The sequence below is a fragment of the Jatrophihabitans endophyticus genome, assembly GCF_900129455.1.
Classification (GTDB): Bacteria; Actinomycetota; Actinomycetes; order Mycobacteriales; family Jatrophihabitantaceae; genus Jatrophihabitans; species Jatrophihabitans endophyticus.
Window position 1 is genome coordinate 791,559 of sequence record NZ_FQVU01000003.1, and the last position, 21,507, is coordinate 813,065.

Here is a 21,507-nt window from a genome sequence, read left to right on the forward strand (position 1 = left end):
TACCGTCAGGTCGGCGAATCACCCCGGTGGGATTCTCGGCGCGCGAGCGGTCGAGGACGAGCCGGCCGGATCGCCGCGGGGGACCACGGCAGGCGGGCACCAGCCCGTCGGAGAAGGATGCGTACATGGACGAGCTGCCGATGCAGGGATCGCTGTTCGCCGATCCGGCCGAGTCGGGTGCCGACGACACCGCGGGCGTCGGCTATCGCGGCCCGACCGCCTGCGCCGCCGCCGGCATCACGTACCGCCAGCTCGACTACTGGGCGCGTACCTCGCTGGTCGTCCCCACCGTGCGCACCGCGTCGGGCTCGGGCAGCCAACGGCTCTACTCGTTCAAGGACATCCTGGTCCTCAAGGTGGTCAAGCGACTGCTGGACGCAGGCGTCTCGCTGCAGAACATCCGGGTCGCCGTCGACACGCTGCGGGCACGCGGCGTGGCCGACCTCGCCCAGGTGACGCTGCTCTCCGACGGCACGACGGTCTACGAGTGCACGTCGTCAGAGGAGGTCGTCGACCTGCTGCAGGGCGGTCAGGGCGTTTTCGGGATCGCGGTCAGCGGCGCGCTGCGCGAGCTGCGCGGTTCCCTCGAGCACCTGCCCAGCGAGCGGGCCGACCTCGACGAGGGCAGCGCCGAGCCGGCGGTCACCGGCGCCGGCGACGAGCTGTCGCAGCGCCGGCAGCGCCGCTCCGCCACCGCCTGACGCGTTCCCGCGTCGCGTCGAGTCGTGTCGGCGATCGCTGGTACCGTCGAGCACGGCTGATCGAACCCGCGCGGGAGAGCTGGCGTCGTCGACGACGACCAGCGCCGAAGGGGCAACCTCCCCGGAACCTCTCAGGCACCAGGACCGCACGGCGCAGGCCACTCTGGAGGGCGTCCGCCCGACAGAGGGGGACGCTGTCACCGACGGTGGCCGTGTCAGGCCCAGCCCCGGAGCACTGATGAGCCAGTCCCTGTCCGACCTCGAGCACGACGACGTCTTCGCCGCCCGCCACATCGGCCCCACCGTCACCGATCAGCAGCGGATGCTCGAGACCCTCGGCTACGCCTCGCTCGACGACCTGCTCGGCGACGCCGTCCCGGCCGGGATCCGCGAGCAGCTGGCCCTGGCCCTGCCCGACGCGGCGTCCGAGGCGCAGGTGGCCGCGGAACTGCGCGCCCTGGCCGGGCGCAACCAGGTGCTGACCTCGATGATCGGGCTCGGCTACTTCGGCACGATCACCCCGCCGGTCATCCGGCGCACCGTGCTGGAGAACCCGTCCTGGTACACGGCGTACACGCCCTACCAGCCCGAGATCAGTCAGGGCCGCCTCGAGGCGCTCATCAACTTCCAGACCATGGTCGAGGACCTCACCGGGCTCGCCGTCGCCGGTGCGTCCGTGCTGGACGAGGGGACCGCCGCCGCCGAGGCGATGGCGCTCGCGCACCGTGCCGCGAAGAACGGCAACACCTTCGTGGTGGACGCCGACGTGCTGCCGCAGACGCTCGACGTCGTGCGTACCCGCGCCGTCCCGCTCGGGCTGAAGGTCGTGACGCAGGAGCTCGACGACCCGCTGCCCGAGGGCGACGTGTTCGGCGTGCTCGTGCAGTACCCCGCGGCGTCGGGGCGGGTGCGCGACCTCGGCCCGATCGTCGCGGCGGCCCACGAGCGTGGTGCGCAGGCCGTCGTCGCCGCGGACCTGCTCGCGCTCACCGTGCTGGCGTCGCCCGGCGCGGCCGGTGCCGACATCGCGGTGGGGACGACGCAGCGCTTCGGCGTCCCGCTCGGCTTCGGCGGGCCCCACGCCGGCTACCTCGCGGTGCGTTCGGGTCTGGAGCGGCAGCTGCCCGGTCGGCTCGTCGGGGTGTCGGTCGACGCCGACGGCGCACCGGCCTACCGGCTCGCGCTGCAGACGCGCGAGCAGCACATCCGGCGCGAGAAGGCCACGTCCAACATCTGCACCGCGCAGGTGCTGCTGGCCGTCATGGCGTCCATGTACGCCGTGTACCACGGCCCGGACGGCCTGCGGGCGATCGCGCGCCGCGTGCACCGGCTCGCCCGGGTGCTGGCCGAGGGCCTGGCCGGGGGCGGGTGCGACGTCCTCGCCGGCGCCTTCTTCGACACGGTGACGGTAACGGTCGGCGACGGGCGCGCCGACGAGGTCGTCGCGGCGGCGCTGGCGGCGGGCATCAACCTGCGCCGCGTCGACGAGCGCACCGTGTCGGTCAGCTGCGACGAGACCACGACGCGCGAGCACGTGGTCGCGGTGTGGCGGGCCTTCGGCGTCGACCACGGCCTCGCCGACGTCGAACGCCTCGACCGCGAGATCGCCGCGGGCGGCTCGACCGAGACGCGCACGACCGACTTCCTCACGCATCCGGTGTTCAACACGCACCACTCCGAGACCTCGATGCTGCGCTACCTGCGCCGTCTCGCCGACCGCGACTACGCCCTCGACCGCGGCATGATCCCGCTCGGCTCCTGCACCATGAAGCTGAACGCCACCACCGAGATGGAGCCGGTCACCAATCCCGGTTTCGCGAACGTGCACCCGTTCGCGCCGGAGGGGCAGTTCGACGGCTACGCCCAGGTGATCGCCGACCTGCAGTCGTGGCTGTGCGAGATCACCGGGTACGACGCGGTGTCGCTGCAGCCGAACGCCGGGGCCCAGGGCGAGTTCGCCGGGCTGCTCGCGATCCACCAGTACCACCAGGGGCGCGGCGACCACGAGCGCGACGTCTGCCTGATCCCCGCGTCCGCGCACGGCACCAACGCCGCCTCGGCGGTCATGGCGGGGCTGCGCGTCGTCGTCGTCAAGACCGGTGGCGACCAGGGCGAGATCGACCTCGACGACCTCCGGGCGAAGATCGCGCAGCACGCCGACCGGCTGGCCGCGATCATGGTCACCTACCCGTCCACGCACGGGGTCTTCGAGGAGCACATCGGCGAGGTCTGCGCCCTGGTCCACGACGCGGGCGGGCAGGTCTACGTCGACGGTGCAAACCTCAACGCGATGGTGGGCCTGGCGCGTCCCGGCCGGTTCGGCGCCGACGTCTCGCACCTGAACCTGCACAAGACGTTCTGCATCCCGCACGGCGGCGGCGGTCCCGGCGTCGGCCCGGTGGCGGTGCGTGCCCACCTCGCGGGCTACCTGCCCAACCACCCGTTGCAGCGCACCGCCGGTCCCGAGGCCGGGTCCGGCGCGATCTCGGCCGCGCCCTGGGGCTCGGCGGCGATCCTGCCCATCACCTGGGCCTACATCCGACTGATGGGCGCGGCCGGGCTCACGGCCGCGACGGGCGCGGCGATCCTGTCCGCCAACTACGTCGCTAAGCGGCTCGCCGAGCACTACCCGGTGCTCTACAGCGGCACCCACGGGCTGGTGGCGCACGAGTGCATCCTCGATCTGCGCGGCATCACCAAGGCCACCGGCGTCACCGTCGACGACGTCGCGAAGCGGTTGATCGACTACGGCTTCCACGCCCCGACGATGTCCTTCCCCGTGGCGGGCACGTTGATGGTCGAGCCCACCGAGTCCGAGGACCTCGCCGAGCTGGACCGCTTCGTGGCCGCCATGATCGCCATCAAGGGCGAGATCGACCGCGTCGCGGCGGGGGAGTGGCCGGTCGAGGACAACCCGTTGCGCAACGCCCCGCACACCGCCGAGAGCGTCACGGGCGAGTGGACGAGCCCGTACCCGCGCGAGCTCGCCGCCTTCCCGCCCGGTGTCGACAAGCGGGCGAAGTACTGGCCGCCGGTGCGCCGCATCGACGGCGCGTTCGGGGACCGCAACCTGGTCTGTGCGTGCCCGCCGGTGAGCGAGTTCGCCTAGGACGTTCCTACGGTGTTCGTAACGGTTACCAGCTAGGCTGGGGTCGTGGCGGCGACGAGGCAGCGGGCGACCCGGCAGGGCGGCGCGGTCCGCGACGCCCTGCACAACGCCGGCGGGTTCCGGAGCGCGCAGGACGTGTACGCGGTGTTGCGCACGAACGGCGACGCCGTCGGGCTGTCGACCGTCTACCGACACCTGCAGTCCCTCGTCGACGACGGCGTGGTGGACGTCATCCACACGCCCGAGGGCGAGGCGACGTATCGCTACTGCGGCGACCCGGGCGCGGGGCACCACCACCACCTCGTCTGTCGCCGCTGCGGGCACACCGTCGAGATCGAGGGACGTGCCGTGGAGCGATGGGCCAGCGAGATCGCCCGCGAGCACGGCTTCGCCGAGGTCGACCACACCGTCGAGCTGTTCGGCCTCTGCCCGGTCTGTGCCCGGGCGGCCTGAGACGCGGTCCGCGTGATCGAGGTCGACCGGCACCGCTTCGAGGACATGGTGGGCGAGGCGCTGGACACGCTGCCGGCCGAGTTCACCCGGCTCATGCGCAACGTCGTCGTGCAGGTCGAGGACGCGCCGCCCGACGGCCCCGGTGACGGTCTGTTCGGGCTGTACGAGGGCGTTCCGCTGACGGAGCGGATGTCGGACTACTCCGCCGTGCTGCCGGACCGGATCACGATCTTCCGGCTCGCGACCCTCGCGGCGTGTGACTCCGAGGCCGAGGTCGTGGCCGAGGTACGCACCACCGTGGTCCACGAGGTGGGTCACCACTTCGGCATCGACGACGACCGGCTGCACGAGCTGGGCTACTGAGCGCCGCGCCCGTGCAGCAGCACGGGGTGCCGACGCTTCGCGGCCGGCGTGTCCACAGCCCGGCCCGTCGTCCACAGCCGACGCCGGGGGGCTCCGCCGCGCGGCGCGGCGGGCCAGGCTCGTCCTCCCGGGCCGTGAGGCGGCCCTCGACGAGAGGACGATCGTGCGACGTCTCCTGCTGCTCCTGCTCACCTGCGCGCTGCTGCCGCTGACGGCCGTCACGGCGGTGGCCTCGGCCGGTCCGCCCCGCCCGGCGCTCGACGGCCTGCGCATCGGCTACCTGCCCGCCGGCGTCGGTGCCAGCACCGACTTCGCCTACGACTACGACGACGTGGGGTTCGTCTCCCGGGTCTGGGAGTCGCGCACGACCACCGGTTGGCGGTTCGACCTGACCGTCGACGTGCTGCGCGGCGACCGGCTGTCGACACCGCGGCGCCTGCACGACTGGCTCGTCGACTACCAGGACCGCCCGGCGGGGGAGGCCCGCTACGTCCCGACGCACGTGCACGGCCGTCCCGGGTGGGTGTCGGGCGACGAGGTCTTCTGGCTGGTGCGACCGGGGCTGGCGGTGCTCGTCCGCCTCGACACCGCCCGCTGGCCGCACCGCGAGCTGCTGCGCGTCGCCCGGGCGGTGAACGACGTGTCGAGCTGACCGTGGTGCGGGCGGTGCACGAGGCGGGGCAGGATGGCAGGGTGTTCGACTCTCCCGCCGCCGTCCGGGCCGCTCTCGCCGGCGTCGGCTACCTCGCCGACACCGCCACGGCCACCACGGTCTTCCTCGCTGCCCGGCTGGAGCGGCCGCTGCTGGTCGAGGGGCCGGCCGGGGTGGGCAAGACCCAGCTCGCCACGGCGGTGTCGCGGGCGGCGTCGGCCGAACTGATCCGGCTGCAGTGCTACGAGGGTCTCGACGAGGCGCGCGCGCTGTACGAGTGGAACTACCGCAAGCAGTTGCTGCGCATCCAGGTCGAGGCGGCGCGGGGCGGCGACGCCGCGACCTGGGAACGGACGCACGACGACATCTTCACCGACGAGTTCCTGCTCGCCCGCCCGCTGCTGCGCGCGATCCGGCGCGACGCGCCGACCGTGCTGCTGATCGACGAGGCCGACAAGACCGACGTCGAGGTCGAGGCGCTGCTGCTGGAGGTGCTCTCGGAGTACCAGGTCACCATCCCCGAGCTCGGCACGGTGACCGCCACCCGGCGCCCGTTCGTGGTCGTCACCTCGAACGCGACCCGCGAGCTGTCGGAGGCGTTGAAGCGGCGCTGCCTCTACCTCTACCTCGACTACCCGGCGGCCGAACGGGAGCGGGAGATCATCGTCGGCCAGGTGCCCGGCGTGCAGGAGGCCCTCGCCGAGCAGGTCGTCCAGACCGCCGCGACGCTGCGGGCGCTCGAGCTGCGCAAGCTGCCCTCGGTGGCCGAGACGATCGACTGGGCGCGCACCCTGGTGGCGCTCGGGGTCGACGACCTGGACGAGGCGGCGATCGCGAGCACGCTCGGCGTCGTGCTCAAGCACCGGTCGGACCACGCACGGGCTGCGAAGGAGCTGGGGCTGACCTCGTGAGCGGGGACGGCCCCGCGGCGCCCGGTGCGGGGCCCGCGACGCGGGCGACGCTGCTCGACCGGCAGCTCGGCTTCGTCGCGGCGCTGCGCGACGCGGGCCTCGTCGTGTCCGTGGCCGAGAGCATCGACGCGGTCCGCGCCTGCGGTGCCGTCGACCTGCTCGAGCGCGAGCAGCTGCGGGCGGTCCTCGCGGCGACGCTGGTGAAACGGCAGCCCCATCGTCCGGTGTTCGACACCGTGTTCGACCTGTTCTGGCCGCGGGTCACCGGTGAGTCGACCGTCCCGCCGACCGACCGGCAGCCCGCCCCGCGGCCGGCCGGGGCCGCGCACCGCGGCCCGCTCGAGAACCCGGTGCGCGATCGCGTGCGCGAGCAGCTCGCGGACTACTTGCGCGACGGCGACGAGCGGCAGCTCGACGAGGCCGTGCGCGACGCGGTCACCGCATTCGGCGGCGTGCCCGGTCGCCGCGCCGGTCAGCGATCCTGGTCGCAGCTGGCGGTGCTGAACGCGGTGTCGGCGCGCACGTTGCTGGCCGGGTTGCTCGACTCCTTCCTCGCCGGCGGCGAACCCGGCGGCGGACGCGGCGGCATCGCCGAGCGCCGGGCGCGCGCCACCGTCGAGACCCGCATCGCCCGCTTCGAGCGGCAGGTCGGCGCCGAGGTCGCCCGTCGGCTCGCCGAGCAGTCCGACGCCGCCACGGTGGCGCGGACCGCGGTCCGTCCCGCACTGGACCAGGTGAACTTCCTTGGTGCGACACGCGGCGACCTGGTCGCGCTGCGACGCGAGATCCAGCCCCTGGCCCGGCGGCTGGCGGCCCGCCTCGCCCAGGACCAGCGGCGCGGCAGCCGGGGGGCGTTCGACTTCCGGGCGACCATCCGCTCGGCGCTGTCGACCGGCGGCGTGCACATGACGACGCGGCACCGCCCCCGCCGCCCGCTCAAGACCGACCTCGTGGTGCTCTGCGACCTGAGCGAGTCGGTGTCGCTGTTCGCCCACTTCACCCTGCTGCTGGTCTACGCGCTGCGCGAGCAGTTCACCCGGGTGCGGGCGTTCGGCTTCGTCGACGAGGTCGACGAGCTGACCCGGTTCTTCCGCCCGGGCGGCGACGTCCTCGACGCCGTCACCGCCCTCACCGCAGAGGCCGACGTCGCCGGGCTCGTGGGCCGCACCGACTACGGTCGGGCCGTCGAGCTGTTCGCCGAGCGCTTCCCGGACGCCGTGGGTCCGCGGACGTCGCTGCTCGTGCTCGGCGACGCGCGCAGCAACTACGGGTCGCTCGCCCTGCCGACCCTGCAGGCCCTCGCCGAGCGCGCCCGCCACAGCCACTGGTTGAACCCCGAGCGGCGCGCGGCGTGGGACACCGGCGACTCCCGGGCCGCCGAGTTCGGCCAGGTCGTCCCCATGGTCGAGTGCCGCAACCTCGCCCAGCTCGGGGAGTTCGTCCGCGACCTCGCGCGTTGACGCCGCGGTCGGCTCAGGCGGCGAGGGTGCGGCGGTCGACCTCGACGAGCTCACCCTCGTCGCCGGGGGCGGCCGAGCGGCGCAACACCGTCTCCGCACGGCGCCCGGAGATGACCAGCTCGGCGATCTCGCTGCCGAAGTAGGGCCCGGCGAGCCGACGCCACCGGACCGACGTCCTGGGCACGCGGAGCACCAGGCCGAGCAGGACCCGGGTGAAGCGCTCGGCGAAGCGGCTCCACGCCACGCGGAACGTCACCTTCATGTAGGCCGGGACGTAGTTGTGCAGCGGCGAGCAGGTCAGCTGGTAGATGCGCGAGGTGACCGAGGTGGAGAAGGTCGCCTCGGCGATGTAGGCGTGGTGGACGTCGCCGGAGAGCACGCACACCGTGGCCGGGGCCGACCCGCGCCGGCCGGCCGCGACCGACTCGATCATGGTGCCGAGCCGCTCGAACGAGTCGTGGAAGGACGCCCAGTGCTCGAGGTCGGCGCCGCGGCGCAGCTTCTCCGACCAGCGAGCGACGCGGCCTCCCCGACCGCCGTCGCACAAGGCCTCGTTCCACGCCTCGATGTCGTGCAGCGCCCGCGCGAGCAGCCACGGCAGCGAGGTGCCGATCAGCAGGTGGTCGTACCCGCTGTCGCCGTCGCCGCCGTCGGCGTCCGGGGTGTCGCCGAGCTGCTGCTCGATCCAGGCGAACTCGTCCTCGTCGACCATGGAGCGCCGGCCGTCGGCCAGGATGCGTCCGCAGCGGGAGTCGATCATCAGCAGCCGGGTGCGGCCGAAGTCGCGTCGGAACGACCACCGAGCGCCCTTGTGGCCGTCGGCCTCGCTGTCGGCGCGGGCCGCGAACTCGCGCAGCGCCGCGGTGCTCGCGGCGCCGTCGCTCGTGCGCACCTGGCGGTAGAGGTCGTTCTCGCGCAGCTCGGCGGGGGAGAGGTTGCCCAGGTGCTGGTACACCCAGTACGACGAGAGCCCGCCGACGACGCGCTCCTGCCACCAGTCCGTGCCCTGCATGTCGGTGCGCCACTCGTGCGAGGTGTTCCAGTCGTCGCGCACGTCGTGGTCGTCGAAGATCATCGACGACGGCACCGTCGACATCAGCCAGCGCACGTCCGGGTCGGTCCAGGACTCGAGGTAGATCCAGGTGTACTCCTCGAAGTCCGCGAGCTCGAGGCCGGCGCCCTGCGAGACGTCGCGTCGCGCCCGGATGCGCCGCTGCGTCGCCTCGGACGTCTCGTCGGCGTACACCTGGTCGCCGAGCATCAGCATCGCGTCGGGCCACTGCTCGTCCGCCGCGGTGGTGAGCAGCCGCGCGTAGGCGGCCAGCGAGTCCGGGTCGAAGTGCTTGTCGGCGAGCTTCACCGCGCCCCGGCCGTACCGGCACGAGCCGTACACGAGCCGCAGCGGCCGGTCGTCGGCGAGCGTGCGGATGCGACTGGCGGGCCGGTCGGAGCGGGGGTCGGGCCACGCCGCCTCCCCGTCGAGGCGGACGTCGTACTCGGTCGCGCTGCCCGGTTGCAGGCCGTCGACGACCACGATCGCGTAGTGGTGCCCCTCGACGCTCCACGTGCGCTCGCGCACCCCGAGGATCTCCACCTCGCACGGCTCGTCGGTCTCGACCCAGACGGTCGCGTCGGTCCGTCCCACGAAGCGCAGCACGGGGCCGATGAGCAGGCGAGGGTTTCCGTCCATTGCGCCGGTCTACCCACGCCCTCTCCGCGCTCACGCAGCACCGGCCGGCGGCGGGCCGTTCGCCGGGCGCGCTGCGGGCGCGACCGCGAGCTAGGGTGTGGGCGAGAGGCAGAGAGGGGGCCGCGCATGCCCACCCACGAGAGCGGCCAGTCCAAGCCACAGCGGCAGCAGGAGACCGAGGCCGAGGAGGCCGTCGAGAACGGCTCCGACGTCGCCGAGCGCCACGAGAAGCTGACCGAGGACGTCGACGCGATCCTCGACGAGATCGACGACGTCCTGGAGACCAACGCCGAGGACTTCGTGCGCGCGTTCGTGCAGAAGGGCGGTCAGTGATCGCCGCCCGCCGCGCGAGCACCGTCGGCTGACACCCCGCCGCGCGGTCGTCGCGCGTGGGTAGGGTCGTTTCCGGGACTGCCCGGCAGGAGCGAGGAGCGACGCGTGAGCACTGAACGGACGGGCCGCAACGCCGGTCCCGGCAACCACGGGATCCTGCAGTACGCCACATCGCCCGGCTCGTCGTCGTTCACCGACTTCCTGACCGTCGCCGCGCCGGACCTGCTGCCGGCCGCGCCCACGAACGGGGTCACCGTGCCGCACGCGACCACCATCGTCGCCGCGCAGTACGCCGACGGCGTGGTGATGGCCGGCGACCGCCGTGCCACCATGGGCAACCTCATCTCCCAGCGTGACATCGAGAAGGTGTACGCCGCCGACGACTACACGCTGATCGCGATCGCCGGCGTGGCCGGGCTGGGCATCGAGACGGTGCGGCTCTTCCAGGTCGAGTTGGAGCACTTCGAGAAGATCGAGGGCACCGAGCTCACCCTCGCCGGCAAGGCCAATCGGCTCGCGACGATGATCCGCGGCAACCTGGGCATGGCGCTGCAGGGGCTCGCGGTCGTCCCGCTGTTCGCCGGCTACGACCTCGAGATCGACGACCCGGCGCGGGCGGGGCGCATCTTCAGCTACGACGTCACCGGCTCCTGCTCGGCCGAGCGGTACTTCCACTCCGTCGGGTCCGGATCGCTGTTCGCCCGCGGGGCGCTGAAGAAGCTCTGGCGCGAGAACCTGAGCCGCGACGAGGTCGTGCGCGTCGTCGTGGAAGCGCTCTACGACGCCGCCGACGACGACTCCGCCACCGGTGGCCCGGACGTGACTCGGGGCATCTACCCGGTCGTCATGACCGCCACCGCCGACGGCACGACGCGCGTGCCCGACGACGAGCTCGGCGCGGTCGTCCGTGCGCTGCTGACCGACCGTGAAGCCCGCCCGGGCGCCTGAGGGAGCACCAGACCATGAGCATGCCGTTCTACGCCTCGGCCGAGCAGATCATGCGCGACCGCTCCGAGTTCGCGCGCAAGGGCATCGCCCGGGGCCGCGGTGCCGTCGTCCGCACGTACGCCGACGGCATCCTGTTCGTCACCGAGAACCCCAGCTCGGCGCTGCACAAGGTGAGCGAGATCTACGACCGAATCGGCTTCGCCGGGGTCGGCAAGTACAACGAGTACGAGAACCTGCGGGTGGCCGGCATCCGGCTCGCCGACCTGCGCGGCTACTCCTACGACCGGCGGGACGTGACCGCCCGCGGGCTGGCCAACGCGTACGCGCAGACGCTCGGGGCCATCTTCACCGAGCAGCAGAAGCCCTACGAGGTCGAGATCTGCGTGGCCGAGGTGGGCGACGTCGCCGAGGACGACCAGATCTACCGGCTCACCTACGACGGGACGATCGCCGACGAGCCGGAGTTCCTCGTCATGGGCGGCAACGCCGAGGCGTTGACCGGCGAGATGCGCCGCGTCTTCGTCGCAGGCCAGCCGCTGCGCGACGCCCTCGCCGCGACCGTCGACGCGCTGGCCACGGCCGGCGACGGCGGCGAGCGCCGCTCGCTGACGGCGGCCCAGCTCGAGGTCGCGGTGCTCGACCGCAACCGCGGCAAGCGCAAGTTCCGCCGCTACTCCGGCGCGGCGCTCACCGCGCTGCTGCCGGCGCCCACCGGCGGCGACACCGCCTCGGCCGACGAGGCGGGCGCCGCCGCCACGCCGGTGGACGACCCGGGCGAGGGCTCCGCCTCCGAGTGACCTGACGGTCGCGGCCCGGGCCGAGTCGTCGCCCGATGCCCCCCCAGCCGCACTGGTCCGGTCGGGTCGTAGGACAGCGCGTATACGGGCCGTGTGACAGCGCGTATACGGGCCGTGCGACAGCGCGTATACGGGCCGTGCGACAGCGCGTATACGGGCCGTGCGACAGCGCGTATACGGGCCGTGCGACAACCCGACCAGCCCCCGGTCAGCCCGGGACGACCTCGCCGCCGACGACCTTGACCGTCACCTTCGGCAGCGCCGACGGGGCCGGTCCGCCGAGCACCTTGCCGGTCGCGGCGTCGAAGGTGGAGTTGTGGCACGGGCAGGTGAACTGCTTCCCGTCCGGCTTCACGGTGCAGCCCTGGTGCGTGCAGACGGCGCTGAAGCACACCGCCGCGGTCTGCGAGGTACGCGTGACCACCCCCGGCTTGCCGTTGGGCAGCTTCACCGCCACGGACTCACCGACCGTGATGTCGGCGAGCGTGGCCAGCGAAGCGGCGGCCGCCGCGCTCGACGTCGAGGGCGCCGAGCTGGAGGTGGTGGCGTCGCTGCTCTCGCTCCGCCGCGCCGGGGTGCTCGCGGTCGAGGCGCCGGCGGTGGGGGTCTGCGCCTCGGCCGTGTCGTCGGTCGCGGCGCCGTCGGAGCCGCCCGAGCAGGCGGCGAGAGCGGCCGCGCCGGCGGTGGCGGCGCCGGCGACGAGGAGGGTGCGGCGGGTCACGGTGGTGTCGGTAGGCATGTCGGGGGAAACGGATCAAGGTCGTCGTCGGTTCAGCGTTCAACTGGATCGAACCGTTTGCACATCCGACACGTAAGTAAGGACGTGGGGACGGGGGCGTCGACGGTCATGGCCGAACGCGGCACACTGGCGCCCGTGCCGAGGGACACCGACACCGGTGCCGCCATGCTGCGGACGCTGCACGACGAGCACGGCGCCGCGCTGTGGTCCTACGTGCTGGGCCTGACCAACGGCGACCGCGGCCAGGCGCAGGACGTCGTCCAGGAGACGATGCTGCGGGCGTGGCGCACGCCGGCCGTCCTGGCGCAGACCGCGAGGTCTCCGCGCGGCTGGCTGTTCACCGTCGCCAAGCGCATCGTCATCGACGAGTGGCGCACCGCGCGCTCGCGACGGGAGCGGGTCACCGACGACGTCCCCGAACGGCCGGTGGCCGACACCACGGACCAGACCGTCGACCGGCACCTCGTCCTCGCCGCCATGCGGACGTTGTCGGCCGAGCACCGCGCCGTGCTGCACGAGTGCTACTTCCGCGGCTCGTCGGTCGGCCAGGCGGCGGCGACGCTGGGCGTCCCGCCGGGAACGGTGAAGTCGCGGACCCACTACGCGCTGCGCGCGCTGCGGCTCGCGATCGACGAGCTGGGAGGGGCATCGTGACAGGGGCCGACGAGTTCCACCACCACGACGGCGCGTACGTGCTCGGGGCGCTGGACGACGCCGACCGGGACGCGTTCGAGGCGCACCTGCCCGGTTGTGCCGAGTGCCGCGGCCGCGTCGCCGAGGCCCGGGCGGCGATGCTGCTGCTCGCCGCGGCCGGCCCCCGCGGCGAGGCCGCCGGCGCGGTGGGGGACTCGCCCGACGCTCTGCCGGACACGCTGCTGCCGGACACGCTGCTGCCGGACACGCTGCTGCCGGGTCTGCTGCGCCGCGCCGAGCACGAACGCCGCCGCCGCCGCGTGGTCGCCGCCGGCACCGGGGTGCTCGCCGGCCTCGCCGCGGCCTGTCTCGCCGTGCTGGCGATCGTGTTCTGGCCGTCGGGTGACCGGCAGCAGGACCGGCCCGACCCGCCGCGGGCGTTCGTCGCCGTCCGGCCCAACCCGGTCGAGGCGTCGGCCCAACTCGTCGGGCGTCGCTGGGGCACGCAGATCGATCTGCGGTGCCGGTACAAGCGCGACCTGCAGCCGGGGACGACCTACCGACTGGTCGTCGTCGACGTCGACCGGCGCCGCTTCGACGCGGGCGGCTGGACCCTCGGCGAGGGCACCACCGATTTCGTCGGCGGGACCGAGGTGCCGCGCGACCGCATCGCGGCCGTGCAGGTCACCCTGGCCGACGGCCGGCCGATCCTGCAGCTCACGCCCTGAGTGCCGGCGGCCCCGCGCGGGTCAGCCGTCGAGGACCTGGTCGACGAACGGGGCGAGCATCCGCCCGACGCCGGACGCGACCACGGCCGGGTCGTCGACGGGGACGAGCGCGTGGCTGATCGCCATACGGACGAGCGAGTCGGCCACCAGCCGGGCGTCGACCGGGCCGACCTGGGGCCAGACCTCGGGGATGAGGACGGCGATGCGCTCGCCGGCGAGCCGCTGGCCCAGGCCGGTCAGCAACCGGGTGAGCTCGCCGTCCTCGGCCGATCCGCTCTCGGCGACGATGATGCGCACCACCGGCTCGTCCGAGGCGAGCTCCAGGAACAGGGCGAACGCGTTGCGCAGGGCCACGTGGGCGTCGTCGGCGTGCGCGCGCACCGCCGTGCCCACCGCGTCGACCAGCGTCTCGATCTCCCGGGCCACGTACGCCTCGACGAGCGCCGGACGCGACCCGAACTCGTTGTAGAGCGTCTGCCGGCTGACCCCCGCCGCCTTGGCGACGTCGGCCATCGTGGTCGCCGCCCAGCCCCGCCGCCGGGCGAGATCGTCGACGGCGGCGAGCACGGTGTCGCGCAGCAGCGCGCGCGCCGCCGTCGGGTAGGGCACCGTCATGCCGGCACCGGCACGAAGTCGACCTTCTCGCGCACCCCGCAGTCCGGGCACGTCCAGTCGTCGGGGACGTCCGTCCACGCGGTGCCCGGCGGGAAGCCCTCACGCGGCTCGCCGGCCGCCTCGTCGTAGACGTAGTCGCAGACCTCGCAGCGGTAGCCGGCCATGGGTCCAGCGTGTCACGCCGCGGCGGACGTCCGCGTCCCGGGACGGCCGTAGCGGGCGAGCACGACCTCCCGGCGGGCGGGGTCGATGTTGGCCCGGGTGACGTCGCCGTCGTAGTGCGCGAGCACCCGCGGGTCCATCACCCGACGCCAGAGCGGCGGGACGTAGGCCAAGAGGATCATCGCCGCGTAGCCCGCCGGCAGCTGCGGTGACTCGTCGAAGTGGCGCAGCGACTGGTAGCGCCGGGTGGGATTGGCGTGGTGGTCGCTGTGGCGCTGCAGGTGGTAGAGGAACAGGTTCGTCGTCAGGTGGTTGGAGTTCCAGCTGTGCCGCGGCGTCACCCGCTCGGGCCGGCCGCGCTCGGTCGTCTCCCGCAGCAGGCCGTAGTGCTCGAGGTAGTTCACGGCTTCGAGCAGGCTGAAGGCGAGGACGGCCTGGCCGAGCAGGTAGGGCAGGACGCCGACGCCGAAGAGCGCGATCGTCACCGCCCAGAGCACGAGCGTCATGGCCCAGGCGTTGAGGACGTCGTTGCGCAGCGTCCACACGCCCGTGTCCAACCGCCGCAGCCGGGTGCGTTCGAGCCGCCAGCCGTTGACCACGCTGCCCCGGACCGTCCGCGGCCAGAAGCGCCAGAAGGACTCGCCGAGCCGACTGGAGGCCGGGTCGTCGGCGGTCGCGACCCGGACGTGGTGGCCGCGGTTGTGCTCGATGAAGAAGTGGCCGTAGCCGCTCGGGGCGAGCGCGATGCGGGCGAACCAGCGCTCCAGATGCTCCTTCTTGTGGCCGAGCTCGTGGGCGGTGTTGATCGCGATGCCGTTGAGCAGGCCGAGCGTCGTCATGACGCCGAGGCGGTCGATCACCGTCATTCCGTCGCCCCGGGTCATCAGCCAGAACCCGGTGAAGAACGCGACGAACTGGCACGGCAGGAACAGGTAGGTGACCCACCGGTAGTAGCGGTCCTGCTCCAGCCAGGCCAGCGCCTCCTCGGGCGCGTTGTTGCGGTCGTCGCCGATCACGACGTCGAGCAGCGGGATGAGCGCGTGCACGACCATCGGCCCGATCCACCAGAAGAGGCCGAGCCCGGTCAGCTCGACCAGCCCCCAGCCGGCGAACAGGAACAGCGGCACCACCGTCCCCAGCAGCCAGAGGTAGCGCTTGCGGTCGCGCCAGCGGGGGCGGTCGGTCGCGGCGGCGGCGAGCTGGCGGCTGGACATCGACAGGCGCATGGTCCAGACCGTAGACACGAACCCTGGATTTGTAAACGGCGGCCCGCTGGGTCGCCCGCCGCGGGTCAGACCACCCGGAGCTCGTCGGTGAGGGGGGTGTCGTCCGAGCTGGTGCCGGCGTAGACGTGGATGGTGCCGCGCTCGACCACGAACCGGGCGTCGCCGTCGTAGAAGCCGACGTCGCTCGGCGTCAGCGTGAAGCGGACGGTGCGCGAGGCGCCCGCCGCGAGTGTCACCCGCTGGAACCCGCGCAGCCGTCGCACCGGCTGCACCACCGAGGCCACCGGGTCGTGGATGTAGAGCTGGACGACCTCGTCACCGGCGACCTCGCCGGTGTTGCGCACCGTCACCGTCACCGACACCGAGCCGCCGGAGCGGTGCAGGGTGTGCGAGCTCAGCCGCAGGTCGGCGACCGCGAAGGTCGTGTACGACAGCCCGAAGCCGAACTCGAGCTGCGGGCCGCTGGGCAGGTCGAGGTATTTCGACGTGTACTTGTTGTCCGGGTCGGCGGGCCGTCCGGTGTTCTCGTGGTTGTAGTAGATCGGCACCTGACCGACGCTGCGGGGGAAGCTGACCGGCAGCTTGCCGCCGGGGTTCACGGCACCGGTGAGCACGTCGGCGATCGCGTTGCCGCCCTGCGAGCCGGGCGCCCACGCCTCCAGGACGGCGGGTGCGGCGGCGAGCACGTCGGCGATGGTGAGCGGCCGGCCGTTGATCAGCACCACCGCGGTGCGCTTCGCGGCGGCCGCCACCGCCTCCACCAGCCGGCTCTGGACGCCGGGCAGACCGATGTCGCTGCGGGCAGCCGCCTCGCCGCTCATGTCGGCGGTCTCGCCGACGGCCAGCACGACCGCGTCGGCCTTGCGGGCAGCGGCCACCGCGGCGGCGAAGCCGGAGGTGTCGGTGCCGTTGACGTCGCACCCCTTCACGTACACGACGGCCTTGCCCGCTGCCTGCAGACCGGCCTCGATGGTGACCGGAGGCGTGACCGGTCCGAGCCCGGCCCAGGTGCCGTTCAGGTCGGTCGTCGCTCGACCGAGCGGACCGACGAGGGCGACCGTCTTCACCCCGGAGCCGAAGGGCAGCACGTCGTCCTCGTTGCGCAACAGCACCATCGAGCGCGCGGCCGCGGCGCGCGCCGCCTTGGCGTTCGCGGCGCTGATCGTGGTCACCGCTCGCTTCGGGTCGGTGTAGGGGTTCTCGAACAGGCCGAGGCGGAACTTGATGCGCAACAGCCGCCGCACGGCGTCGTCGATCTCGCGCCGGGTGACGCGCCCGGCCGCGAGCAGGGCCACGCCGAAGTCGACGTAGTTGGTGCTCACCATCTCCATGTCGACGCCGGCGTTGAGGCCGGCCGCGGCGGCATCGGCCCCGCCGCCGGCGAGCCCGTGGTTGATGAGCTCCTGGATGCCGGTGTAGTCGCTGACGACGAAGCCGTCGAAGTCGTAGCGCTCCTTGAGGACCTCGCGGATCGCGTACTCGCTGCCGTGCGCCGGAACGCCCGCGATGGTGTTGAACGACGCCATCGCCGTGGCCACCCCGGCCCGCACCGCGGCGAGGAACGGCGGCAGGTACAGGTTGTGCAGTCGCTGCAGCGACACGTCGACGGTGTTGTAGTCGCGCCCGCCCTCCGCGCCGCCGTAGGCGACGTAGTGCTTCATGCAGGCGGCCAGCCGGTCGCGCGCGGAGTAGTCCGAGCCCTGGTAGCCGTCGACCTTGGCCGCGGCGAAGGCGGCGGTGAGGAACGGGTCCTCGCCGTTGCCCTCGGCGATCCGGCCCCAGCGGGGCTCGTGGGTGACGTCCATCATCGGCGCGTAGGTCCAGTGCTGGCCACTGGCCCGTGCCTCCGCGGCGGAGATGCGCCCGTCGGTGCGCGCGACCTCGGGGTCCCAGCTGCTCGCCGTGCCCAGCGGGATCGGGAAGTTCGTGACGTACCCGTGGATGACGTCGAGGCCGAAGATGAGCGGGATGCCCAGACGGGTCTTCTCGACGGCCTGGTGCTGCACCGCGTCGAGCACGGCGGAGTCGGTGACGCTGAACAGTCCGCCGACCCCGCCGGCGGTGCCCAGCCCGGCCTTCGCGAGATCGGCGGTGTTCACCAGCTGCAGCTGACCGAGCTTCTCGGCGAGCGTCATGCGCCGCAGCAGCGCGTCGATGCGGCGCTCCGTCGCGCGGTCCGGACGGCCGTGACCGGGACGGCGCCGGTCGGCGGGCAGGGCGGGGTCGGCGGATCCGCGCGAGCCCCCGTGGCCGCGGTCCGCGGCCGGGTCGGCATCGGCCCGCGTGGCCCCGAGCAGGCCGGTGGCGGACGCTGCGCCGAGGGCGGTCGCCCCCGCGGCGGCGCCGAGCAGCCGACGGCGGCTCGGGCCGGTCGCCGGACGGGGATCGAGGGTGTCGGACATGTCCGCTCCTTCGCGGTCGTGGATCGGGACCTGCGGTCACTCTCGCCCTCCAGCGGCAAAAGTGTCCAGACCGAACAAACCCGCTCACACTCGCGCTTCACCTGTGTGGTGTCGTCCGTCCCGAGCGACGGGCGGCGACCGCCTCGCGCGGATAGGCTGGAGGGCGTGCAGAAGCGGATCATGGGCATCGAGAACGAGTACGGGGTCACCTGCACGTTCCACGGCCAGCGCCGCCTCTCGCCCGACGAGGTGGCGCGCTACCTGTTCCGGCGGGTGGTGTCGTGGGGCCGTTCGTCCAACGTGTTCCTCAAGAACGGCGCCCGGCTCTACCTCGACGTCGGCAGCCACCCCGAGTACGCGACCCCCGAGTGCGATTCGCTGACCGGCCTCGTCGCGCACGACAAGGCCGGCGAGCGCGTGCTCGAGGGTCTCGTCGTCGACGCCGAGAAACGGCTGCACGACGAGGGCATCGCCGGCGACATCTACCTGTTCAAGAACAACACCGACTCGGCCGGCAACTCCTACGGCTGCCACGAGAACTACCTCGTGGGCCGCCACGGCGAGTTCAGCCGGCTCGCCGACGTGCTCATCCCGTTCCTCGTCACCCGCCAGCTGATCTGCGGCGCCGGCAAGGTGCTGCAGACGCCGCGGGGCGCGGTGTTCTGCGTCAGCCAACGCGCCGAGCACATCTGGGAGGGCGTGTCGTCGGCGACCACCCGCAGCCGTCCCATCATCAACACGCGCGACGAGCCGCACGCCGACGCCGAGCGCTACCGGCGGCTGCACGTCATCGTCGGCGACTCGAACATGAACGAGTCGACCACGCTGCTCAAGGTGGGCTCGGCCGACCTCGTGCTGCGCATGATCGAGCAGGGCGTGCAGTTCCCCGACCTCATGCTGGAGAACCCGATCCGCGCGATCCGCGAGATCAGCCACGACCTCACCGGCACGCGTCCGGTGCGCCTCGCGGCCGGCCGGGGCGCGTCGGCGCTGCAGATCCAGCGCGAGTACTACTCGCGCGCGGTCGACTTCGTCGGGCGCAGCGGCGACCCCGCCGGCGACGGGTCGGACAAGCGCGTCCTCGAGCTCTGGGGCCGGGCGCTGGACGCCGTCGAGTCGCAGGATCTCTCGCTCATCGACCGGGAGATCGACTGGGCCACCAAGTACCAGCTGATCGAGCGGTACCGCGCCAAGCACGACCTGCCGCTGAGCTCGCCCCGCGTCGCCCAGCTCGACCTCGCCTACCACGACATCTCGCGCACCCGCGGGCTCTACTACCTGCTGCAGCGCAAGGGAGCGGTCGAGCGGGTCGTCGGCGACCTCGCCGTGTTCGAGGCCAAATCCGTGCCGCCGCAGACGACCCGGGCCAAGCTGCGCGGCGACTTCATCAAGCGCGCGCAGGAGCGGCGGCGCGACTTCACCGTGGACTGGGTGCACCTCAAGCTGAACGACCAGGCCCAGCGCACCGTCCTGTGCAAGGATCCCTTCCGCAGCGTCGACGAGCGGGTCGAGAAGCTCATCGCGTCCATGTAGCGCACCGGCAGGTACCGGTGGGTTGGTCGCGTCCGGAAGAATCGCGTGACATGGGGACGGGGCAGCCGGGGGTGTCGTCACCGCGTCGTGCCAGGACAGGGCTTACGTTCGAGGACATGGCGGCACGGCGGGCGGAACGACTGGTGAACCTCGTCATCTGCCTGCTCTCGACCCGCCAGTTCCTCGGCGCCGAACGCATCCGCGACGCCGTGCCCGGGTACGAGGCGGCCGACGGCGCGCGGGCGACCGACGACGCGTTCAAGCGCATGTTCGAGCGCGACAAGGCCGAGCTGCGCGATCTCGGCATCCCGCTCGAGACCGGCCGCAACAGTCACTTCGACAGCGAGGACGGCTACCGCATCCGGCGTGGCGACTACGAGCTGCCGACCATCGAGTTCGACGCCGACGAGGCCGCGGCCGTCGGGCTCGCCGCCCGCCTGTGGCAGTCGGCCACCCTCGGCGAGCCCGCCCGGCAGGCGCTGATCAAGCTGCGCGCCGCCGGCACCGAGGTCCGCACCGCCGACGCCCCCGGCGCGATGCCGCAGCTCGACGCCAGCGACCCCAGCCTGCCCTCGCTGCTCGACGCCGCCCGCACCGCCACCGTCGTCCGCTTCGACTACGTCAAGGCCGGCGCCGACGCCGCGCTGGAACGCACGCTCGAACCGTGGGGGGTGCTGTCCTGGCGCCGACGCTGGTACGTCGCCGGGTTCGACCGCGACCGCGGCGAGCCGCGCAGCTTCCGCCTCTCCCGGATCGCCGGCGCCGTGCGCACGGTCGGTGCGCCGGACGCCTTCACGCGTCCCGAGCACGTGGACCTGCTCGGCCTCGTCGCCGGCCGCAACCCCGAGGACGGCCGGACGGCGCGGGTCCGCGTGTCCGGGCACGGCGCGGGTCAGCTGCGACGACTCGCCCAGCGGGAGGCCGGCGACGTGCTGTCGATCGGCTACACCGACACCGAATGGCTGGCGCGGCTCATCGCGGCGGCCGGCGCGGGTGCGCACGTCCTCGAACCGGACGACCTCGCCGCGGCGGTCGTCGGCCGGTTGCGCGCCGTGACGGGGGTGCGCTGATGGCGGGCAAGACACGCTCGGCCAACGAGGAGCGGCTGCCCCGGCTGCTGGCCCTCGTGCCTTACCTGCAGGCCCGGCCCGGCATCGGCGTCGAGCAGGCGGCGGCCGACTTCGGTGTCAGCGGCGCGCAGCTGCGCAAGGACCTCACCCTGCTGTGGATGTGCGGGCTGCCCGGTCACGGTCCCGGCGACCTCATCGACCTCTCCTTCGAGGGCGAGGGCGTCTCGGTCGTGTTCGACGCGGGGATGTCGCGGCCGCTGCGCCTGACGGCCGAGGAGGCGCTGGCCCTCGTGGTCGCCCTGCGCACCCTCGCCGAGACCCCCGGGCTCGCCGACACCGACGCGGTCGCCCGGGCGCTCGCGAAGGTCGAGTCGGCGGCCGGTGGCGCCGTCCCCGACGAGACCGTCGCCGTCGAGCTCGACGCGCGCGAGCGGTTCGTCCCGCTGCTGCGCCGCGCCCTCGACGGCCACCGCGCGCTGTGGCTGCGCTATTACAGCGCGACCCGCGACGAGACCACCGAGCGCACGATCGACCCGGTCCGGCTCTTCGAGGCCGACGGCGAGACCTACGTCGAGGCGTGGTGCCGTCGCGTGGAGGGCATGCGGATGTTCCGGGCCGACCGCATCGACGACCTGCGGCTGCTCGACGAGCCGGCCGCGGTGCCCGACAACGTCGAGCTGCGTGACCTCGCCGAGGGGGTCTTCCAACCGGCGGCCGAGCACCTGCTCGTCGACCTGCGGGTGGGGCCGGCCTACGCCTGGGTCGCGGACTACTACCCGACCGAGCGGACCGTCGAGGACGGCGCGCTGCTGGTGATCAGCCTGCGTGTGGCCGACCCGGCGTGGGTGCGCTCCCTCGTGCTCGGCTCGGCCGGGCAGGTCGAGGTCCTGGCGCCCGACTGGCTCGCCGAGGGGGTGCGTGACGACGCCGCCCGCGCGCTCGCGCGCTACGCCGACGAGCCGTCGACCGGGCCGAAGTAGAG

At 73.1% G+C, this 21,507-nt stretch carries 21 protein-coding genes and 1 riboswitch; of the genes, 15 read left to right on the forward strand and 6 right to left on the reverse strand.

Going from position 1 to position 21,507, the window contains the following annotated elements; all coding sequences use genetic code 11:
- Nucleotides 1–125 precede the first annotated feature (125 nt).
- The 7 genes from BUE29_RS13930 to BUE29_RS13960 all read left to right on the forward strand — a co-directional run bounded on the left by BUE29_RS13930 (nucleotide 126) and on the right by BUE29_RS13960 (nucleotide 7,649).
- Nucleotides 126–701, forward strand: coding sequence for a MerR family transcriptional regulator (locus BUE29_RS13930; protein WP_073390885.1), 576 nt, complete (start codon nucleotides 126–128; stop codon nucleotides 699–701).
- A gap of 61 nt (nucleotides 702–762) precedes the next feature.
- Nucleotides 763–858, forward strand: a riboswitch (glycine riboswitch).
- A gap of 81 nt (nucleotides 859–939) precedes the next feature.
- A complete protein-coding gene (gene gcvP, locus BUE29_RS13935) occupies nucleotides 940–3,810 on the forward strand; it encodes an aminomethyl-transferring glycine dehydrogenase (RefSeq protein WP_073390886.1) in 2,871 nt (956 codons plus the stop codon).
- Between the two features lie 45 nt (nucleotides 3,811–3,855).
- Complete coding sequence (locus BUE29_RS13940) at nucleotides 3,856–4,263, forward strand: Fur family transcriptional regulator (RefSeq protein WP_073390887.1); 408 nt, start codon at nucleotides 3,856–3,858, stop codon at nucleotides 4,261–4,263.
- Nucleotides 4,264–4,278: 15 nt separating this feature from the next.
- Nucleotides 4,279–4,626: a metallopeptidase family protein gene (locus BUE29_RS13945; RefSeq protein ID WP_073391178.1), complete on the forward strand. Its 348-nt coding sequence runs from the start codon at nucleotides 4,279–4,281 to the stop codon at nucleotides 4,624–4,626.
- Between the two features lie 163 nt (nucleotides 4,627–4,789).
- Nucleotides 4,790–5,278 carry a hypothetical protein gene (locus BUE29_RS13950; protein WP_073390888.1) on the forward strand — a complete coding sequence of 163 codons (489 nt, stop codon included), beginning with the start codon at nucleotides 4,790–4,792 and terminating at the stop codon, nucleotides 5,276–5,278.
- 41 nt (nucleotides 5,279–5,319) lie between these two features.
- Nucleotides 5,320–6,189 (forward strand): AAA family ATPase, encoded by an 870-nt coding sequence (locus BUE29_RS13955; RefSeq protein ID WP_073391179.1) that lies wholly within the window; start codon nucleotides 5,320–5,322, stop codon nucleotides 6,187–6,189.
- On the forward strand, nucleotides 6,186–7,649 hold the full coding sequence (locus tag BUE29_RS13960) for a VWA domain-containing protein (RefSeq protein ID WP_234971450.1): 1,464 nt from the start codon (nucleotides 6,186–6,188) through the stop codon (nucleotides 7,647–7,649). The genes BUE29_RS13955 and BUE29_RS13960 overlap by 4 nt, the downstream gene beginning before the upstream one ends.
- 13 nt (nucleotides 7,650–7,662) lie before the next feature.
- Here BUE29_RS13960 and BUE29_RS13965 read toward each other — a convergent pair whose 3' ends face one another.
- The gene (locus BUE29_RS13965; RefSeq protein ID WP_073390889.1) at nucleotides 7,663–9,339 is read right to left on the reverse strand and encodes an alkaline phosphatase D family protein; all 1,677 of its coding nucleotides are present in this window, start codon (nucleotides 9,337–9,339) and stop codon (nucleotides 7,663–7,665) included.
- A 126-nt stretch (nucleotides 9,340–9,465) separates the two neighbouring features.
- Here BUE29_RS13965 and BUE29_RS13970 point away from each other — a divergent pair, with 126 nt between their 5' ends.
- The 3 genes from BUE29_RS13970 to prcA all read left to right on the forward strand — a co-directional run bounded on the left by BUE29_RS13970 (nucleotide 9,466) and on the right by prcA (nucleotide 11,417).
- Entirely contained in the window at nucleotides 9,466–9,672 is a 207-nt protein-coding gene (locus BUE29_RS13970; protein ID WP_073390890.1) for a ubiquitin-like protein Pup, read from the forward strand.
- A 153-nt stretch (nucleotides 9,673–9,825) separates the two neighbouring features.
- Nucleotides 9,826–10,620, forward strand: coding sequence for a proteasome subunit beta (gene prcB, locus BUE29_RS13975; protein ID WP_073391181.1), 795 nt, complete (start codon nucleotides 9,826–9,828; stop codon nucleotides 10,618–10,620).
- Nucleotides 10,621–10,634: 14 nt separating this feature from the next.
- Nucleotides 10,635–11,417, forward strand: coding sequence for a proteasome subunit alpha (gene prcA / locus BUE29_RS13980; protein WP_073390891.1), 783 nt, complete (start codon nucleotides 10,635–10,637; stop codon nucleotides 11,415–11,417).
- Nucleotides 11,418–11,625: 208 nt separating this feature from the next.
- On the opposite strand, the gene BUE29_RS13985 is transcribed toward prcA, so the two are convergent.
- Nucleotides 11,626–12,138 (reverse strand): QcrA and Rieske domain-containing protein, encoded by a 513-nt coding sequence (locus BUE29_RS13985; protein WP_234971452.1) that lies wholly within the window; start codon nucleotides 12,136–12,138, stop codon nucleotides 11,626–11,628.
- Between the two features lie 126 nt (nucleotides 12,139–12,264).
- On the opposite strand from BUE29_RS13985, the gene BUE29_RS13990 reads away from it, so the two are divergent.
- Both BUE29_RS13990 and BUE29_RS13995 read left to right on the forward strand, forming a co-directional pair.
- Entirely contained in the window at nucleotides 12,265–12,810 is a 546-nt protein-coding gene (locus BUE29_RS13990) for a sigma-70 family RNA polymerase sigma factor (protein ID WP_073390893.1), read from the forward strand.
- On the forward strand, nucleotides 12,807–13,517 hold the full coding sequence (locus BUE29_RS13995; protein ID WP_073390894.1) for a zf-HC2 domain-containing protein: 711 nt from the start codon (nucleotides 12,807–12,809) through the stop codon (nucleotides 13,515–13,517). The genes BUE29_RS13990 and BUE29_RS13995 overlap by 4 nt, the downstream gene beginning before the upstream one ends.
- Before the next feature lie 21 nt (nucleotides 13,518–13,538).
- Here BUE29_RS13995 and BUE29_RS14000 read toward each other — a convergent pair whose 3' ends face one another.
- The 4 genes from BUE29_RS14000 to BUE29_RS14010 all read right to left on the reverse strand — a co-directional run bounded on the left by BUE29_RS14000 (nucleotide 13,539) and on the right by BUE29_RS14010 (nucleotide 17,922).
- The gene (locus BUE29_RS14000) at nucleotides 13,539–14,132 is read right to left on the reverse strand and encodes a TetR/AcrR family transcriptional regulator (protein ID WP_084181037.1); all 594 of its coding nucleotides are present in this window, start codon (nucleotides 14,130–14,132) and stop codon (nucleotides 13,539–13,541) included.
- Entirely contained in the window at nucleotides 14,129–14,296 is a 168-nt protein-coding gene (locus BUE29_RS23175; protein WP_234971454.1) for a rubredoxin, read from the reverse strand. The genes BUE29_RS14000 and BUE29_RS23175 overlap by 4 nt, the downstream gene beginning before the upstream one ends.
- A gap of 12 nt (nucleotides 14,297–14,308) precedes the next feature.
- On the reverse strand, nucleotides 14,309–15,520 hold the full coding sequence (locus BUE29_RS14005; RefSeq protein ID WP_234971455.1) for an alkane 1-monooxygenase: 1,212 nt from the start codon (nucleotides 15,518–15,520) through the stop codon (nucleotides 14,309–14,311).
- Between the two features lie 65 nt (nucleotides 15,521–15,585).
- Nucleotides 15,586–17,922 (reverse strand): glycoside hydrolase family 3 N-terminal domain-containing protein, encoded by a 2,337-nt coding sequence (locus tag BUE29_RS14010; protein WP_084181038.1) that lies wholly within the window; start codon nucleotides 17,920–17,922, stop codon nucleotides 15,586–15,588.
- 165 nt (nucleotides 17,923–18,087) lie between these two features.
- Between BUE29_RS14010 and pafA the strand changes: the two genes are divergently transcribed.
- The 3 genes from pafA (at nucleotide 18,088) to BUE29_RS14025 (ending at nucleotide 21,505) form a co-directional block, all read left to right on the forward strand.
- Complete coding sequence (gene pafA / locus BUE29_RS14015; protein WP_073390895.1) at nucleotides 18,088–19,455, forward strand: Pup--protein ligase; 1,368 nt, start codon at nucleotides 18,088–18,090, stop codon at nucleotides 19,453–19,455.
- 116 nt (nucleotides 19,456–19,571) lie between these two features.
- The gene (locus BUE29_RS14020) at nucleotides 19,572–20,525 is read left to right on the forward strand and encodes a helix-turn-helix transcriptional regulator (protein ID WP_073390896.1); all 954 of its coding nucleotides are present in this window, start codon (nucleotides 19,572–19,574) and stop codon (nucleotides 20,523–20,525) included.
- Nucleotides 20,525–21,505: a helix-turn-helix transcriptional regulator gene (locus tag BUE29_RS14025; protein ID WP_073390897.1), complete on the forward strand. Its 981-nt coding sequence runs from the start codon at nucleotides 20,525–20,527 to the stop codon at nucleotides 21,503–21,505. Before BUE29_RS14020 ends, BUE29_RS14025 begins: the two co-directional genes overlap by 1 nt.
- Nucleotides 21,506–21,507: the final 2 nt, after the last annotated feature.